The sequence below is a fragment of the Pedobacter sp. FW305-3-2-15-E-R2A2 genome (assembly GCF_038446955.1).
In the GTDB taxonomy this organism is placed as follows: domain Bacteria; phylum Bacteroidota; class Bacteroidia; order Sphingobacteriales; family Sphingobacteriaceae; genus Pedobacter.
The window spans coordinates 1,078,856-1,095,358 of record NZ_CP151803.1 but is presented as its reverse complement, the minus strand read 5'-3'; the positions used below and the strand labels follow the sequence as shown (position 1 = coordinate 1,095,358).

Genomic DNA, 16,503 nt, shown 5'->3' with positions numbered 1-16,503 from the left:
GCCTTAAGCTTTGAAGAAGGCTTTGAAGATGTCATTCCCCAATACAAACACCATCAATGCCAGCAACATTACGAAACCTACGATTTGTGCACGTTCCAGGAATTTATCACTAAGTGGTTTTCCTTTCACCATTTCTACCAACAGGAAGATCACGTGACCACCATCTAAAGCAGGGATAGGCAACAAGTTCATAAATGCCAGTGCAATCGAAATAAAGCCTGTAGAAGCCCAGAATCTTGCCCAGATCCATTCACCACCGTAAACTTTACGCGCGATCTCCACAGGGCCTGAAAATGCTTTATTTGCTTTAATCTTTCCGGTTAATACTTTCCAGATTCCTTTACCATTATCACTGAATGTTTTCCATGCCTGGTCAATCCCGATAGGTAAGGCTGCAAAGAAACCGTATTTAATGGTTTCCTGTTTAATCTCATTGATATTAAAAGCAAAGCCTATGGTACCTGCAGTATCAACAGGAATCTTATAATCTATTGTTTTTCCGGCACGGTTTACCGCAAAATCTGCTGTTTTTCCTTTGTATTTTTCAAGCTGTTCCCTAAGATCTACATTTGACTTAACCGGAACATTGTTAACTAACAAAATCTGATCTCCTTTTTGCAGTCCGGCTTTAGCAGCAGCCTTCCCTGCGATAATGCTATCTACTGTAGTACTCAGTAAAGGAACCCTGCTGATAAACTCTTCGATCCCAAGGTCAGAAACCTTGTTCAGGATATTATCAGGAACTTTAACATCTAATGTTTTGTTACCACGAACAACCGTCAGCGTCGTATTACCCAGTAATACTTTCGAGCTGATCAGCTCCTCAAAGCGGATCACTTTCTTACCATTTACGGCAATTACCCTATCACCTCTTTGTAAGCCTATTTCTTTACCGATTACTCCCGGATTAATTCCATTAAGAACAGAGCTATTTGGAATATACGTTTCCCCATACTTGAAAGTCATCATCCAGAAGATGAAAATACCCACTACAATATTTACGATTACCCCGCCCAGCATCACGATTAAACGTTGCCATGCTGGTTTAGACCTGAATTCCCAGGGTTGTGCCGGTTGTTTCATTGCCTCAGTGTCCATTGATTCATCGATCATCCCTGCAATTTTCACATAGCCACCAAGCGGCAACCATCCTATTCCGTATTCACAATCACCACGTTTGAAACTAAACAATTTGACACCCCAGGCATCAAAAAACAAATAAAACTTCTCCACTTTAATCCCAAAGGCACGTGCCGCCAGAAAATGTCCTAATTCGTGTAAAATTACCAGTATCGATAACCCCAGAAGTAACTGGGCAGCCATAATCAATCCGCTCATATCTTATATTAAATGTTTTTATTTTGATTGTTAAAATTCTATTTTGTTACTAATTGATTGGCAAATATACGCGTATGATGATCCGTTTCTAAATAATTATTCAGGCCTGGTTCATCAATAAATGCAATTTCTTCCATGCATTGTTCAATTACATCACTCATCTGTAAAAAACCGATCTGATCCTGTAAAAAGGCATTAACCACCACCTCATTTGCGGCATTAATGATGCAAGGCATGTTTCCTCCTTTGCGTAGTGCAACATAGGCCAGATCCAGATTTCTAAAAGTATCGTTATCCGCCTTATAAAAGCTCAGTTCAGGATAGTCCAGAAAGTTAAAACGCCTAAAGTCGCTGCTTATTCTATGAGGATAGGCTAAAGCATAGTGAATTGGCAGTCTCATGTCCGGAACGCCCATTTGCGCTTTCATCGATCCGTCTTTAAACTGTGCGATGGAATGGATGATCGATTGGGGATGTACGATCACATCAATCTGATCAGCCTCCAGGTCAAACAACCATTTGGCTTCGATCACTTCCAACCCTTTATTCATTAAGGAAGCAGAGTCAATGGTGATCTTGGCACCCATCACCCAGTTCGGGTGTTTCAGAGCCTGGACTTTAGTCACATTGGCCAAAAATTCCCGGTCTTTTCCTCTGAAAGGGCCACCGGATGCCGTCAGGTAAATCTTTTCAATCGACTCATTCCCCTCGCCTACCAGACATTGAAAAATTGCCGAATGTTCAGAATCTACCGGAATGATACTTACCCCATATTTTTTGGCCAGCCGGGTAATCAGATCTCCAGCTACAACAAGTGTTTCCTTGTTCGCAAGGGCGATCTCTTTTCCTGCTTCTATAGCCGCTATAGTTGGTCGTAAACCTACGGAACCCACAATCGCTGTCAGCACCATATCTACCTCGGCTAAGGATGCGGCTTCACATAAAGCTTCTTCTCCTGCCAACACGCGGATCACAGTTCCTGACAATGCGGATTTTACCGCCTGATATTGATTTTCATCACCGATCACCACCAAATCCGGCAGGAACGTTAACGCCTGACTGATTAACAATGCGGCATTCGATTGAGCGGTTAGTGCTGAAACCTTGTATAATCCCGGGTTTGCCTGGATTACAGCTAAGGCTTGAGTTCCTACAGAACCCGTAGCACCTAGTATAGCTATATTTTTCAATTAGATTCTTCTTGTTGCTCGTCCCTATGACGAATTGTAAAACTACTTAAATCATCCGCAATCTTCCTGTCATTTGATAAACGGGGAACTTTATTTTGTCCGCCGAGCTTACCCTGTCCCCTCATATAGCTTACAAATGCATCTTTTTGAAGGGAACGAATGATTAAAGGTTGCAGTATTTTTCCTTCAATGAGGTCAAAATAGTAAATATTCTTCTTTTGCAAAGCCTTATCTACCTTTTTACTAAAAGCAAGAAGGTCTTTCGGGGCGGCCGAGAATTCCACAAACCATTCATGGTAAGGCAATTCTCCCTGCGGGGTACTCACTTGTGGGGCCACGGTAAATTCGGTGATACCTACACCTTCTTCATTCGCCACGGATAGCAACGCATGTTCTACTTCCTCGCCAATCACATGTTCTCCAAAAGCGGAGATAAAATGTTTAATTCTACCCGTTACCATAATCTTATAAGGATCTTTGGAAACAAACTTAACCGTGTCACCAATGCTGTAACCCCATAATCCGGCATTCGTATTCAGAATCAAAGCATAATTTTGCTCCAGCTCTACTTCTGCCAGACTTAAACGTGTTGGATTTTCATTATAATATTCATCTGCAGGAATAAACTCATAAAACATACCTGCTTTTGCCAACAGCAATAAGCTTTTATCCTGCTGACTATCCTGATAAGCGATAAATCCTTCTGAAGCAGGATAAGTTTCAATTGCATCAATCTTCCTTCCAATGCTCTCTTCTATCTTCGCACGATAAGGTTCGTAATTTACCCCGCCATAAACGAAGAGGCTAAATTCAGGAAAGATATCTTTGATTTTTTTTCCGCCGGATTTCTCGGCAAGCTTGTCAAAATACATTTGTACCCAAGGTGGAATCCCCGAGATCAAAGTCATGTTCTGATGAAAAGTTTCTGAAACAATCGCATCTACCTTTTCTTCCCAATCTTCAATGCAATTGGTTTCATAAGAAGGCAAACGGTTTTTCTGCAAATATTTAGGAACAAGATGGGCAACGATACCGGATAAACGGCCTACATTGATGCCGTTCTTTTTATGCATCACCGGACTTCCCTGTAAAAAGATCATTTTCCCATTGATGAACTTCACTTTGCCCGTTTCATGGATATAAGTTAACAAGGCATTTCTGGCAGCTTTAATATGCTCCGGCATAGATTCCTTAGAAATCGGAATGTATTTGACACCCGAGGTTGTGCCTGAAGTCTTGGCAAAGTATTCCGGTTTCCCCTTCCACATCACGTCGGCCTCGCCTTCCACTACCCTGTCGATATAAGACCTCAAGCCTTCATAATCCCTGATAGGTACGTTTTTCTTAAAGTCTTCATAATTCCGGATGTTTCCGAAATCATGATCTTTACCAAAAGCAGTATCCTTTGCGGAGTCGATGAGTTGTACCAGAATGGTCTGCTGAGCACCTACTGCATTTTTTTTCCATTTATTGATGCCCTTAACAACAAGAGCAGCAAACGGTTTACTTAATGCCGCTTTTAATCCCATAAACGCGTTTTAAACTATATTGTGTAAAATGTCTGGTTCTCCTTCGCCTTTGTATTCACTTACCATTTTGCGATAAGCAATAGTCAGGGCAACACTCGATAAAGGAACAATGATAAAAGAGCTTAGAATATTTAAAAGGAAAGCAATGATCGGCCATTTGATATAACCAAAGAACATGCATAACAGGTAAAAACTCCCCAATATCAATAACAGCAATAAGATCTTGGTAAAATTCCCTCTTGTAGTAGCCAGACTATATTTAATCGATGCAAAAGGTGCAAGATTCTTATCAAGGATAAAGAATGGATAAAAAGAAATCCTTACCCAGGTAATAAACATGGCGATGATCCCGATAGAAATCGCAATATTGGTAATGATCTCCATTCTGATTCCCGTATAAATAAAAGGAAAAGCAAGAAGAATGACTACCGTATACACCCCTGCGATGCAAAGGATGAAATACAACATTCCAATCAGGAATTTAATAATTTGCCGCTTGGTCGGAATGGTACTCACGATGCTCACATCACGTTCTTCATCATCCAGTAAATGGAAAATATAACGAAAAAGAGAAAGGTTGATCGTGAAATAGAACATGATAAAAACCAGTGCCATTAGCGCACTCAGACCTTTATTCACATCTTTCAGAAAAAATGCCATCAAACCTGATGCATTAGAGGTGATGAACATTAAAAAGCATAGTGTAGCGATAGAGAAGTAATTCCTTCTGGTAACCGCCCATGCTTTGACAATTACCTCATTCACTGTAAATGTACTCTCCTTTAAAAAATTTATCATTGTTGTTTAAATACTACACGCTTAAAAAAATCTTGCATAAACCCTAACCCATAAGCGGTTAGTTGAATAAACGATGCAATTATACTAAAAAAAGCAACCTTTACTGACTTATTGACTTGCCAGGAATGAAAAAAGATCATCACAAAGTATACCAATAATATAAAATCACAGATATAAGCCAAAGTTGGCCATAAGATGTTCATTAATACACTAAATAAGACAAAACAGCTGAATGCTGCCGGAAAAAAATGTACTAATTTCAACTCGGAAGGAAAATGTTTGTAAATATTGATCCTTGCTCTTCCGAAAAAGTGCAGTTGTTTATAAAACTGACTAAAACTCGTCCTTCTTTTGTGAAAAACTTTAGCTGCAGGAATTAAACCAATTTTAAATCCATTCTCGTGAATCCTGATGCTATATTCAATATCCTCCCCTAAACGGGTGAGGATAAATCCACCGACTTTTTCATAAACTTCGCGGGACACCCCCATATTGAAGCTTCGGGGATGGAATTGCCCGATGTGTTTTTTATTGCCTCTGATTCCTCCGGTGGTAAACGGGGAGGTCATGGCATAGCTGATGGCTTTTTGTACAGGAGTAAAAGTCTCATGTGCCGCATCCGGACCGCCGTAAGCATCCAGGTGATGCTCAAACAGGTAGTTCTTGACAAGCTCCAGGTAATCTTCCGGAATCAGGCAGTCGGAGTCAAAAATAACGAAATAGTCACCTTTAGCCCTTTCAAAGCCATAATTTCTGGCAAAGCCTTGTCCTTCATTGGGCTTAAAGAAATATTTCACATCCAGTAATTGTTCATATTTCTGTACAATCGCCTTTGCATCATTGGTAGACCCATCTTCGATGACCAGCACCTCAAACTGTGTATAGCTCTGATGGGTTAATGTTTTCAGTAACTCATCTATTTCCTGAGGGCGGTTATAAAGTGGTATAATTATAGAGAAAAACATGAATTAAGAGATCTCCTTTTCTATCAGATAAGCATTTCTTTCGGGTGCATTACGTGTCACGAGTTCCGCTACAAATCCGGTAAGGAAAAGTTGTGATCCCAGTATAATGGCCACTAATGCAATATAAAATAAGGGCTGGTCGGTCACATCTCTTTTATATGGGATCAGCATGGCAATATGGTAGAGTTTCTCTCCAATCAGCCATAAAGCCATAAAAGTTCCAAGCAGGAAGCTCAATACACCCAACGAACCAAAAAAGTGCATGGGTCTTTTCCCAAACTTGCCAACAAAGAAGATTGATAACAAATCCAGGAAACCATTGATAAAACGGCTGAGTCCGAATTTAGTCACCCCGTATTTTCTGGCCCTGTGTTCTACCACCTGCTCACCGATTTTTTTGAAACCGGCCCATTTGGCAATTACAGGAATATAACGGTGCATTTCCCCGTACACTTCAATGGTTTTCACCACGTCATGACGGTATGCTTTTAGCCCGCAATTGAAATCGTTCAGTTGAATTCCCGACATCTTTCTTGTGGCTGCATTGAATAATTTAGTAGGAATGGTCTTCGTGATCGGATCGTAGCGTTTCTTTTTCCATCCGGAGATGATGTCCAGCTTCTCTTCCTTAATTCTGCGGAACAACTCCGGAATTTCATCCGGGCTGTCCTGTAAATCTGCATCCATGGTGATCACTACATCTCCCTGTGCTGCTTCGAAAGCAACATTCAGGGCAGCTGATTTGCCGTAATTCCTTCTGAATTTAATCCCTTTTACCGCATCGAACTGAGTTTTCAAATCCTCAATTACAGACCATGAATTATCGGTACTTCCATCATCGACAAACAGGATTTCATAAGAAAAGTTATTTTCTGCCATTACCTTGGCAATCCAGGAAGTCAGCTCAGGAAGAGACTCGTCTTCATTATATAAAGGAACTACAATAGAAATATCCATGACTTAATAACGTGCTAAAAAAAAGCAACGTGCAAATTTCATCAAATAAAATGATAAAACTGCACGCTGCAATATTATTGTATTAGAATTACTCTTCAACTCCTGTTTTAAAAAGAGGAGGATTTCTTTTAAGAATAGCAGCAAGGATCAGGGCAATTACACTATAAATTGCCAAACCTACACCAAAGCTGGTGATGATATTTTTAGGCGTAATCCTTAGCTTCTCTTCCATACTTCCTGCTTTTGCCAATGCCTCATCGACCTGTTCATCAGACATTCCCATTTTGCTCATCATCGCTCGCTGACTTTCCTCCATTGCTGATGCAGCTTTGGCCGAAAGTCCCGGATCTATAACAGTCATTAACAAAATGTTATAAAGTGTAGTCGCTGCCGTAAGAATAAGCGCAATGATCAGAAATGATTTGAAAGCATCACCAAAACTCCAGTACCCTCCCAATTCAGTCCTGACAGACTTGCCAGAATACACTAGCAGGCCGATACAAAGCACAAACATCCCGATCTGGAACCAGAAGTTCGTATAAGGCATTAATGGGTTGATAAAATGAGTGACTAAGGAAAGTACCACAATCACAATGGCGATAATGACACCATTTTTTGCTGATAGCTGGTTAAGAGTCGCTGTTTCTTTCATGTTCTTTTGAATTGATGAATGGTTAGTTTTTGTTAAAATTAGCAATTAACGTATAAACTGCAACATCAAACTCTTTGTTCGGGCTAAATTCCTGCAAATCGATAATCACCTGCTCGCTCTCTTTTGGCTGATGGAAGAAGGCCATGAAAGGAATAAATAAATCTTCCATTTCTTCTCCTATTTCGATCATTCCAACATGACTACAGATGTCTTCGATGCTGCTTTCTACCAGGTTCTGGTTGCTGATCAGGTCTTCATAGATATGGAATTCATCCTGGAACTCATCTTCTTCTACCAATAAAAATTCCTTCAGGAAGTCGCCCAGCTCTGGCTTAATGCGCTCATCATGACATTCGTTGATGTACAACAACAGGTTTAAAAGCTCTGTACCTCTTTCGATCGTCTCCTCTTCAATATCTGCCCATTCATCCGATTCCAGGTAATCTTCTTCCAGTTTCTTCACGTCATTGGCGAAGAAATTGATCATCAGCAAGTCAAAGAAAACTTCTCTTAATTCCTCAAAAGCCGGATAGTCGTTAAACACCTCATCGAATTCCTCCACTTTTTCAAGGAAGCCAAGATCCTTACTAAATACTTCGATCAACCCTTCTTCTAATTTGATGGAATCTTTTCCAGATACCGCAGCAAATTTATCTAACGACGCAATTAGCGCTGTTCTTACATGATTATCCATATGCTTGTAATTGTTTGTTGTTATATACCAGTTGAACTTTACCGGTTAATTTTTTATTCAAAAGCGGTGAATTTGCCGATTTTGATTGATTGTTAGTGCTATTGTATTCCCATTCCTTTGCCGGATGATAAACCGTAAAATTGGCCGTTTCATTTTCTGCAATCACAGGGACAGGAAGGTTTAATAATTTGCGGGGATTGATGGAAAGTTTCTCTGCAATCTGAGTCGCATCCAGGCCGGCTTTGATCAGTAAAGGTAAAACCGTTTGCAGGGCGATGATGCCATAAGAAGCGATTTCAAATTCTACCGCTTTAAATTCGATCTCCTGTGGACGGTGTTGTGAGCATACCGCATCAATAGTTCCGTCTTTTAAACCATTTAACAATGCTTTTGTATCAGACTTACCGCGCAAAGGAGGTTTCACTTTATAGTTGCTGTCGAAATCGTTCAACAATTCTTCTGTAAACACCAGGTAATGTGCAGCGACATCACAGCTGATCTTTACTCCATCCTTTTTTGCTCTTTTGATCAATGCCACTGATCCTGCAGTAGTAATGTTGCTGATGTGTAGCGGCGCATCATGATAAGTTGCCAGAAAAATATCTCTGCTGATGTGCATTTCTTCCGCCAATGCAGGAACCCCCTTCATGCCCAGTAATACACTGGTCTTACTTTCATTGATCTGCGATTTTCCGGCTATGGATTTATTTTCAGGATGCACCATCATCAGGCCATTGAAGCCTTTTACATATTGCAATGCACGGCTCATGAAACCATCGTCTGTAATCGGCTTGCTGCCATCAGAGAAAGCAACAGCTCCGGATTGCTGCATGTCGTACATTTCTGCCAGTTCTTTACCTTCCAGGTCATGACTTACTGCCCCTACAGGCAATACATCTACCAGGTTTCCCTTTGCTTTATTGATGATATAGGCCACCTCTCCCTTAGAATGAACCACTGGTTTGGTATGCGGTAAAACGGCCAGGCCGGTAAAACCTCCGGACATAGCAGCTTTGGTTGCCGTTTCTATATCTTCCTTGGTTTCAAAACCCGGATCCCCAATGGAGCAGTTCAGGTCGAAGAATCCCGGAGATAAGATTGCACCGGTTCCATCAAAAACTTCTTCCTTGTTTGCAGGGTTCAGGTTATTCCCAATAGCAGTAATCTTGCCCTGTTCTACACGTACATCACAAGTTTTTTGATTGAACTGGCTGTTTGGGTCGGCAATAGTTACGCCAGTGATGAGAAGATTCATGGTGTTTGTATGTTTTTTGTTTTATTAAAAAATCGGATCAATAGTATTTCAATGGCTAAAAAAACAACAGCCAAAATTAGGCAAAGTTTCCATAACTCTATGCTGTTATTTTTTGCCTGGATATTTAAGGACAAAGCATCTTTCTGAGAATTGTAAAGCGCAATCTTTTGTTTGCCGAATAAATCGGTCAGGTTTTGATCTGTGGCATAATGCATATCAGATTCTTTCCTGTTGTCGTTGAAGGCCACGACTGCCAATACAGAATCTGCTTTCTTTAAATCGTAGAAACCGGACTTCCGGATCTGATCGGCAACGTACAATAGCGTTTTCCCAGGTATTTGTCTGACTTCAGGGATGACTTCTACCCCATCAGATTTTAAGGTTAAGGATTGATTCGCTCCTAAAGAAATCTTCTGATGTTCCAGCAGGTCACTTTCTCCTGAAGTATAATACAAAGGCTGTTCCTTGAGGCTTGAGAAAGCAATTTTAAACATCATTGGTACAAATACCGGATGTCTGGACAGGTTCCCGTCTTTGGGATCCAGTGAGCTGGCCGACAAATACATGGATCCCGCTCCGGAAGGATATCTTGCGAAAAGAAACTGACCCAAAGGCAATTGTAGAATGCCTTGTTTTCCTCCGGCATTCTTTTCCAGATAACTGAAATAACGGGTCACCACCGGAAGATCCATATTGGAAGGCACCTGATCAAATACATCTTTGAAAACAGGATCTTTCAATTCAATGCTACTCGTAATGGCTGGTCCGGAATTGAGTTGTTTTACCGCCGGTAAAGATAAAGCGGTTAGAAATGGGGTATATATCGCACCATTGGCATCGAGGTCCGGGAAGATGACTACTGATCCGCCGTTTTTCACGTAGTTTTTCAATTGCTGAGCCAGTCCGGAAGACGGTTGTTTTAATCCGCTAAGTACAATCAAACTGTAATCAGAAAAGCTGGAATATTTGATATTGGCTTCCGGCATTTCGCTAAGCTTGAAATAAGGATCAGCAGCAAACAGCGATTTAATGAATTTTTGTGAAGGATCTCCACTAATGTTCAATACGTTCATTTCCGTGTTCACCTGGAAACTAAAATTCAGCGCATCATCAAAAGTAAGTGGAAAGTCCTTAATTGTAAGCAGTCCTTTTTGCCATCCCTTTTGTAATCCGCTAAAGGATAAAGTGTCTTTTACTGATTTACCGGCAGAGACTTTTGTATTGCTGATGGCCTTCTGTTGCTGGTTAATCGTTAATTTTATAGGAATATCTGCAGCATCCTCTTCCCCGTAGTTGTGAAGCTGAACCACGAACTGCTCTGCCTGATTCGGCTGATGGACAGGCGATAAGCTCCATACGCTGTCCACAGAAATATTTGGAAGGCTATTCGCGTTTAATTTAATCAGTGAGTAACGGATGTCTTTATCCGACTCAATCGGCTGAATGCCTACAAAGCTCTTCTGAAAATCGGACAACAAATAGGCGATCTGATTTCTGTTCGCCCCGCTTTCCCGCTGCAGCCTGTTGACGACCTGCTGCAGACTTCTGCTTGCAGGCGAGATCTTCAACTCCTCCAGTAATTGTATAAACTCCTCTTTGTTGACTGCCCGTTGATGTTTCCCTTCAAAATCGTTGGTCAGGAGCTGGAACTGATCATTCAGCTGATAAGCCGCCGCAATTTCTTTGGCCTTCCTTTTCGCTTCATCCAGTAAATTCCCCTCCTTGTTTACCGTCTCCATGCTATAGGAGTTGTCGATATAGATGCTAATCAGGTTTCTTCTTCCCGGCTCTCCTGTAGCTGACAATGGAATAAAAGGTCGTGCAAAGGCAAAGACCAAAAATACGACTGCAAAAATCCTGCTGATCAGAACCAGTAAATGTTTTAGCTTTTCCCTGGAGGAGTTCTGTTCTTTGGCTTCCTTTAAGAATTGTACATTACTAAAATATACCTTCTTGAATTTCCTGAAATTAAATAAGTGAATTGCAATAGGAATGGCTATTGCCAGCAGTGCAAAAAGAAAACCTGGGTATAGGAAATTCATTAAAAACCAAAGGTAGAACTTTTACATGAATTTTTTCATAGCCAGCCATAAAGTTTCATCTAAACCATATACATCTGGTCTGAATTGGATGTTTCCATTTTGAGACCATGCCGTAATGTAGTTGATAATCAATGGCACAGGCTTTTTTGTTCCAAACCAGGTAGGTTTTAATTTAAATAAATTTACCGTATCAGCTTTTTTAGCCAGTTTCTTTCTATAAGCATTCATCCTGTTCGTATCCAGGGGAGGAAGGTTTACTTCCATCCTCAGCTGATCGTATTGATATTTGTCGCGAACCAGATTCTGTGCAAACTCCAATGGCTTTTCTACACGTACACAACCATGACTAATCGCGCGGTTGGCTTTGTTAAATCCATTCTTATTATTGGTATCGTGCAGGTAAATGCTGGATCCATTGTCAAAGATGAATTTAAATTTCCCTAAAGCATTTCCATCTCCTGATCCTTGTTTAAATTGATAGGGCAACTTCTCTCTTGAATAATTGCTCCATTGAATGGTATCAGGTTCGCCAATGAGCTTTCCATTTCGATAAACATTGATGTTGCTATTGGAAAGGTAGTAAGGATCTTTACGTGCCATCCAATAGATTTCATTTCTGGCAATGCTCACCGGAATATTCCATACCGGATTTACCTGAATAGAGTTCAATTTACTATATAAAATCGGTGTTTCGTGGTTCTTAGGCTTATCATCCAGATTTCCCGTCTTCGCATATCTTGCGATCTTCTCCGCATATCCCTCTTCTCTTTTCCCACCTACACATACTTTCATATGGCTTACCGTATCTTCCTGATTAAACCAGGTGAGTGAAAAATCAGGAATATTTACTTCCACGTATTCCTTTCCCATCTCGGGTAACTTCCACCTCAAACGTTCCATGTTGACCATGATTGTTTTTGCCTGATCACTTTTACCATGACCGTCGGCTTTTAAGATATTCAATCTATGCTGAAGTGCAAGGTATTGTTTCGAAGAAGGCTGAATCTCTTTCAGCAGCTTTCCCAGATCTTTGGTGGCCAATACACCAGACATACTAGCACTATCCGGGCGTTTTACCGGGACATAATATCTGGAAAAGAGCTTCCGCGGGTTGACCACCCCATAGTTCATGTAATTATCATACTTGATCAATGCTTCCGCAGCATTCAGCTCCAGATCAGCAATTACAGGATATACTTCTTCAATTTTTTTGAATTTATCGCCCGCAAGCTCTTTTAAGGCCGCATCCAGCTGCTTCCGGCGAAAGTTATCCGGATTAAAACCATGATCTTCACTTTTTCCGATATACGCTTCCAGTGTATCCAAAGCACCGATCGGAAAATACTGAGTCACCAAACGGGGTTCGTAATTATGGTTCACATAGAACTTTTTAATGGTATTAGGATTGGATAATTTACCTTTTAAAGAGTCATAGTGTTTCCTAAACACTACATTATAGGCTGCAGTGTCAAAATCTTTATATAATTTTCTGTCGAAATGTTCTGAGAGAATTAGACCTACCTCAGGGGTATCTTTAAACCAGGAACAGGCATTTAACAGTAAACAAAAGGGGATCAATAAGAGTAACGCTTTTTTCAAGATGGTATTTTTTTGCAAAACTAGATGTTAATTATATTTATTGAAGCGATATAATCAAATAAAATGCCATATATATTTTGATTTGCAAATTGTATCTATATATTTGCAGCTCCTCAGCATGCTAGTCATTGTTGATTAAGGACTTAAATAGAATTATGAATCAAATTTTGAACCATCACTTACATTTGCACCATCGCCTGTCGGCGATGTATATGTAATGTTTTGTACTTCAAAACTTGTTTCGGAACTATCTTCTTGTCCAATAATCAACAAATTTCAACACAGCATAATTGAAAACACTTAAAATTGCTATCCAGAAATCTGGCAGGCTAAACGAAAAATCAGTAGAGATTCTTAAAAATTGTGGTTTATCATTTGAGAACTACAAAAGCTCCCTTATATCCACCGTTACCAATTTTCCTTTAGAGATTCTTTTTCTGAGAGATGATGACATTCCGGAATACGTTCAGGATGGCATAGCCGACCTGGGTATTGTAGGCGAAAATGTCATTGTAGAAGCTGGCGCTGAAGTGACCTATCTTCAGAAACTAGGCTTCGGAAAATGCACCTTGAAGATCGCCATTCCTAATGAAAGCAGAATCACAGAGATCGCTCAGTTGGAAGGCAAAGCCATCGCCACCTCTTACCCGGTAATTCTGGATAAATATCTCAAAGAAAATCATGTCAATGCAGACATCAGGACGATCTCCGGTTCTGTAGAAATTGGTCCGGGATTGGGATTAAGTGATGCCATTTGCGACATCGTTTCTACCGGCGGAACCTTAAAAAGCAATGGATTGAAACCCTTTTCGGAAGTGATGAAATCTGAAGCCGTTCTGATCGGAAGTAAAGGTTCAGAGTTGTTGCCGGAAGTTCAGGAGCTCTTACAAAGAATCCTTTCTGTTTTACGCGCCAAAGAGACTAAATATGTGGTCCTGAATGTGGCAAAAACCAATCTTAAAAAAGTAGTAGATCTGTTGCCCGGAGTGAAAAGCCCAACCGTAGTACCATTATTCGATGAAGAATGGGTTGCCGTTCATTCTGTTATTGCAGAGCACGACTTCTGGGAAAAGATCAATAGCCTGAAAGCTGCCGGTGCACAAGGGATCGTAGTGATGCCAATTGAAAAAATAATCGCTTAGATATAATGAAAACCTACAGTTATAACGACTTATCTAAACAGCAAATTGAAGAAATCTGTTTAAGACAACTCGAAGACGATAGCAGCATCCAGGATCGTGTGAAGAACATCGTAGAACGGGTAAAAGCGGAGGGTGACATCGCCTTGCGGGATTATGCGCTACAGTTTGACCAGGTATCCTTAACACAACTCTACCTCGGGAGAGCAGAAATCGAAAGCATTGCGGCAGAGATTGCTTCAGCAGAAAAGGAAGCCATTGACACCGCATATTCTAATATTAAAGCCTTCCACGCCGCACAGGCCAACTCAGAAAACAAGATCGAGACCATGCCAGGCGTGACCTGCTGGCGCGAATCAAGGGCAATAGAGCGTGTAGGACTTTATATTCCTGGTGGAACAGCCGTTTTACCCAGCACCTTCCTCATGCTCGGTATCCCTGCAGTTTTAGCAGGATGTAAAGAAATTGTAGTTTGCTCTCCTCCCCAAAAGGATGGAAAGACCAATTGCTACCTTGCCTATTGCGCCTTAAAGCTAGGCATAGACCGGATTTATCTGGTTGGTGGCGCTCAAGCCGTTGCTGCCATGGCCTACGGGACAGAAAGTGTACCTAAAGTATACAAAATCTTTGGACCGGGAAACCGTTATGTGACTCAGGCGAAGCAATTTATCCAATCAACCACCATGACGGCCATTGACATGCCAGCAGGTCCTTCAGAAGTTTTAGTGCTTGCAGATGAGACTGCTAACCCAGCTTACATCGCTTCAGATTTACTGGCGCAGGCAGAACATGGAACAGATAGCCAGACCATCCTGGTGGCTACATCCAAAGCAATCATAGAAAATACCCTAAAACAGATTGAATTGCAAATTCAGGACCTTCCAAGAAAAGACATTGCTGCAAAAGCAATTGAAAACTCTTATGCGGTACTGGTAGACAATCTGGAACAGGGAATGGCCTTCAGCAACGCCTATGCTCCGGAACACCTGATCTTATCAACAACAGGTTTTGAGTCACTTATACCTCTAATCTACAATGCAGGCTCGGTATTTCTGGGCAACCTGACTCCGGAGAGTGCCGGAGATTATGCTTCAGGAACCAACCATACCCTCCCCACCAGTGGTTTTGCTAAAGCTTATTCAGGAGTATCTCTGGATTCTTTCCTTAAAAAGATCACCTTTCAGCACATCACCGAACAGGGTTTAACCAATATAGGACGTACTGTAGAAGTCCTGGCGCAAGCCGAAGGCCTGCAGGCACACAAGAATGCAATCACTATTCGTTTAAAATCATAAGATGGATATCAATAACTTACAACGGGAAAACATCAAAAATCTCCGCCCTTACTCTACCGCGAGAGATGAATATAAAGGACAAGCAAGCGTTTTTTTAGATGCAAACGAGAATGGATATGGCTCTCCGCTGGATCAGAATTTCAACAGATACCCTGATCCCTTACAGCTCGACCTTAAAGATGCGCTGAGTAAAATCAAAGGCGTACCGATAGAAAACACCTTCCTTGGAAATGGAAGCGATGAAGCCATTGACCTTCTGTTTCGCGCCTTTTGCGAACCAGGAAAAGACAATGTGATCATTCTTCCTCCAACTTATGGCATGTACGAAGTTTCAGCCAATATCAACAATGTTGAAGTCCGCAAAGTAAACCTGCTTCCAAGCTTCCAGCTGGACCTGGAAAAGGTAGCTGAGGCAATCGACGAAAACACGAAACTGATCTTCATCTGCTCGCCAAACAATCCGACCGGAAACTCCATTATCCGGACTGACATAGAAACAGTTTTAGCCAATTTTAACGGCCTGGTCATCATTGACGAAGCCTATATCAATTACGCAAAACAAAGGACCTTTATTCCGGAACTAACGGAGTATCCTAACCTGGTTATTTTGCAAACATTTTCTAAAGCCTGGGGACTTGCCGCACTTCGTTTGGGAATGGCTTTTGCCGCCCGTCCGGTAATTGATATCCTTAATAAGGTAAAACCACCTTACAACATCAATCAGGCAACACAAGACCTTGCTTTAAAGGCGCTGGAAAACATCGGACAGGTAAACGAATGGATCAAGGTAACCGTCTCAGAAAGAGACAGCCTGAGCCAGGAATTAGCCCAGCTCCCACTCGTGAAAAAAGTTTACCCTTCGGATGCCAACTTTATACTAATTGAAGTCATTGATGCGTTAAAAACTTACGACGCATTGGTAGAACAAGGCATCATTGTCAGAGACCGTTCTAAAGTAACCCTTTGTGAAGGATGCCTTAGAATCACGATAGGAACCACCCAGGAAAACCAAATTCTCTTAGAAGCCTTAAAATCGCTTAACCACTAAAC

Annotated in this window: 14 protein-coding genes; 3 read left to right on the top strand and 11 right to left on the bottom strand. The window is 41.2% G+C overall.

Going from position 1 to position 16,503, the window contains the following annotated elements; all coding sequences use genetic code 11:
• Positions 1 to 3: 3 nt before the first annotated feature.
• From rseP to AAFF35_RS04420, 11 genes are all read right to left on the bottom strand, one after another.
• Positions 4 to 1,338 carry an RIP metalloprotease RseP gene (gene rseP / locus AAFF35_RS04470; RefSeq protein WP_342331202.1) on the bottom strand — a complete coding sequence of 445 codons (1,335 nt, stop codon included), beginning with the start codon at positions 1,336 to 1,338 and terminating at the stop codon, positions 4 to 6.
• Positions 1,339 to 1,376: 38 nt separating this feature from the next.
• Entirely contained in the window at positions 1,377 to 2,528 is a 1,152-nt protein-coding gene (locus tag AAFF35_RS04465) for a 1-deoxy-D-xylulose-5-phosphate reductoisomerase (protein ID WP_342331201.1), read from the bottom strand.
• Entirely contained in the window at positions 2,525 to 4,057 is a 1,533-nt protein-coding gene (locus AAFF35_RS04460; RefSeq protein ID WP_342331200.1) for a GH3 auxin-responsive promoter family protein, read from the bottom strand. Before AAFF35_RS04460 ends, AAFF35_RS04465 begins: the two co-directional genes overlap by 4 nt.
• 9 nt (positions 4,058 to 4,066) lie before the next feature.
• Positions 4,067 to 4,855 (bottom strand): hypothetical protein, encoded by a 789-nt coding sequence (locus AAFF35_RS04455; RefSeq protein ID WP_342331199.1) that lies wholly within the window; start codon positions 4,853 to 4,855, stop codon positions 4,067 to 4,069.
• The gene (locus AAFF35_RS04450; protein WP_342331198.1) at positions 4,852 to 5,820 is read right to left on the bottom strand and encodes a glycosyltransferase; all 969 of its coding nucleotides are present in this window, start codon (positions 5,818 to 5,820) and stop codon (positions 4,852 to 4,854) included. Before AAFF35_RS04450 ends, AAFF35_RS04455 begins: the two co-directional genes overlap by 4 nt.
• Before the next feature lie 3 nt (positions 5,821 to 5,823).
• A complete protein-coding gene (locus AAFF35_RS04445) occupies positions 5,824 to 6,777 on the bottom strand; it encodes a glycosyltransferase family 2 protein (protein WP_342331197.1) in 954 nt (317 codons plus the stop codon).
• 88 nt (positions 6,778 to 6,865) lie between these two features.
• Positions 6,866 to 7,429 (bottom strand): DUF4199 domain-containing protein, encoded by a 564-nt coding sequence (locus tag AAFF35_RS04440; protein WP_342331196.1) that lies wholly within the window; start codon positions 7,427 to 7,429, stop codon positions 6,866 to 6,868.
• Between the two features lie 22 nt (positions 7,430 to 7,451).
• Entirely contained in the window at positions 7,452 to 8,123 is a 672-nt protein-coding gene (locus AAFF35_RS04435; protein ID WP_342331195.1) for a hypothetical protein, read from the bottom strand.
• On the bottom strand, positions 8,116 to 9,378 hold the full coding sequence (locus AAFF35_RS04430; protein ID WP_342331194.1) for a dihydroorotase: 1,263 nt from the start codon (positions 9,376 to 9,378) through the stop codon (positions 8,116 to 8,118). The genes AAFF35_RS04435 and AAFF35_RS04430 overlap by 8 nt, the downstream gene beginning before the upstream one ends.
• Positions 9,375 to 11,420 (bottom strand): BatA domain-containing protein, encoded by a 2,046-nt coding sequence (locus AAFF35_RS04425; RefSeq protein ID WP_342331193.1) that lies wholly within the window; start codon positions 11,418 to 11,420, stop codon positions 9,375 to 9,377. Before AAFF35_RS04425 ends, AAFF35_RS04430 begins: the two co-directional genes overlap by 4 nt.
• A gap of 21 nt (positions 11,421 to 11,441) precedes the next feature.
• Positions 11,442 to 13,019 (bottom strand): L,D-transpeptidase family protein, encoded by a 1,578-nt coding sequence (locus AAFF35_RS04420; RefSeq protein ID WP_342331192.1) that lies wholly within the window; start codon positions 13,017 to 13,019, stop codon positions 11,442 to 11,444.
• Positions 13,020 to 13,309: 290 nt separating this feature from the next.
• Between AAFF35_RS04420 and hisG the strand changes: the two genes are divergently transcribed.
• The 3 genes from hisG to hisC are packed head-to-tail and all read left to right on the top strand — an operon-like array spanning position 13,310 to position 16,501.
• A complete protein-coding gene (gene hisG, locus AAFF35_RS04415) occupies positions 13,310 to 14,161 on the top strand; it encodes an ATP phosphoribosyltransferase (RefSeq protein WP_074609573.1) in 852 nt (283 codons plus the stop codon).
• Between the two features lie 5 nt (positions 14,162 to 14,166).
• On the top strand, positions 14,167 to 15,453 hold the full coding sequence (gene hisD / locus AAFF35_RS04410; protein WP_342331191.1) for a histidinol dehydrogenase: 1,287 nt from the start codon (positions 14,167 to 14,169) through the stop codon (positions 15,451 to 15,453).
• 1 nt (position 15,454) lies between these two features.
• On the top strand, positions 15,455 to 16,501 hold the full coding sequence (hisC, locus tag AAFF35_RS04405; protein WP_342331190.1) for a histidinol-phosphate transaminase: 1,047 nt from the start codon (positions 15,455 to 15,457) through the stop codon (positions 16,499 to 16,501).
• Positions 16,502 to 16,503: the final 2 nt, after the last annotated feature.

Excerpts from the sequence above, each read along its gene's own strand:
- AAFF35_RS04460 (WP_342331200.1), bottom strand. The coding sequence starts at position 4,057 with ATGGGATTAAAAGCGGCATTAAGTAAACCGTTTGCTGCTCTTGTTGTT.
- AAFF35_RS04440 (WP_342331196.1), bottom strand. The coding sequence starts at position 7,429 with ATGAAAGAAACAGCGACTCTTAACCAGCTATCAGCAAAAAATGGTGTC.
- AAFF35_RS04455 (WP_342331199.1), bottom strand. The coding sequence starts at position 4,855 with ATGATAAATTTTTTAAAGGAGAGTACATTTACAGTGAATGAGGTAATT.
- AAFF35_RS04445 (WP_342331197.1), bottom strand. The coding sequence starts at position 6,777 with ATGGATATTTCTATTGTAGTTCCTTTATATAATGAAGACGAGTCTCTT.
- hisD (WP_342331191.1), top strand. The coding sequence starts at position 14,167 with ATGAAAACCTACAGTTATAACGACTTATCTAAACAGCAAATTGAAGAA.
- AAFF35_RS04450 (WP_342331198.1), bottom strand. The coding sequence starts at position 5,820 with ATGTTTTTCTCTATAATTATACCACTTTATAACCGCCCTCAGGAAATA.
- AAFF35_RS04425 (WP_342331193.1), bottom strand. The coding sequence starts at position 11,420 with ATGAATTTCCTATACCCAGGTTTTCTTTTTGCACTGCTGGCAATAGCC.
- rseP (WP_342331202.1), bottom strand. The coding sequence starts at position 1,338 with ATGAGCGGATTGATTATGGCTGCCCAGTTACTTCTGGGGTTATCGATA.
- AAFF35_RS04435 (WP_342331195.1), bottom strand. The coding sequence starts at position 8,123 with ATGGATAATCATGTAAGAACAGCGCTAATTGCGTCGTTAGATAAATTT.
- hisC (WP_342331190.1), top strand. The coding sequence starts at position 15,455 with ATGGATATCAATAACTTACAACGGGAAAACATCAAAAATCTCCGCCCT.
- AAFF35_RS04430 (WP_342331194.1), bottom strand. The coding sequence starts at position 9,378 with ATGAATCTTCTCATCACTGGCGTAACTATTGCCGACCCAAACAGCCAG.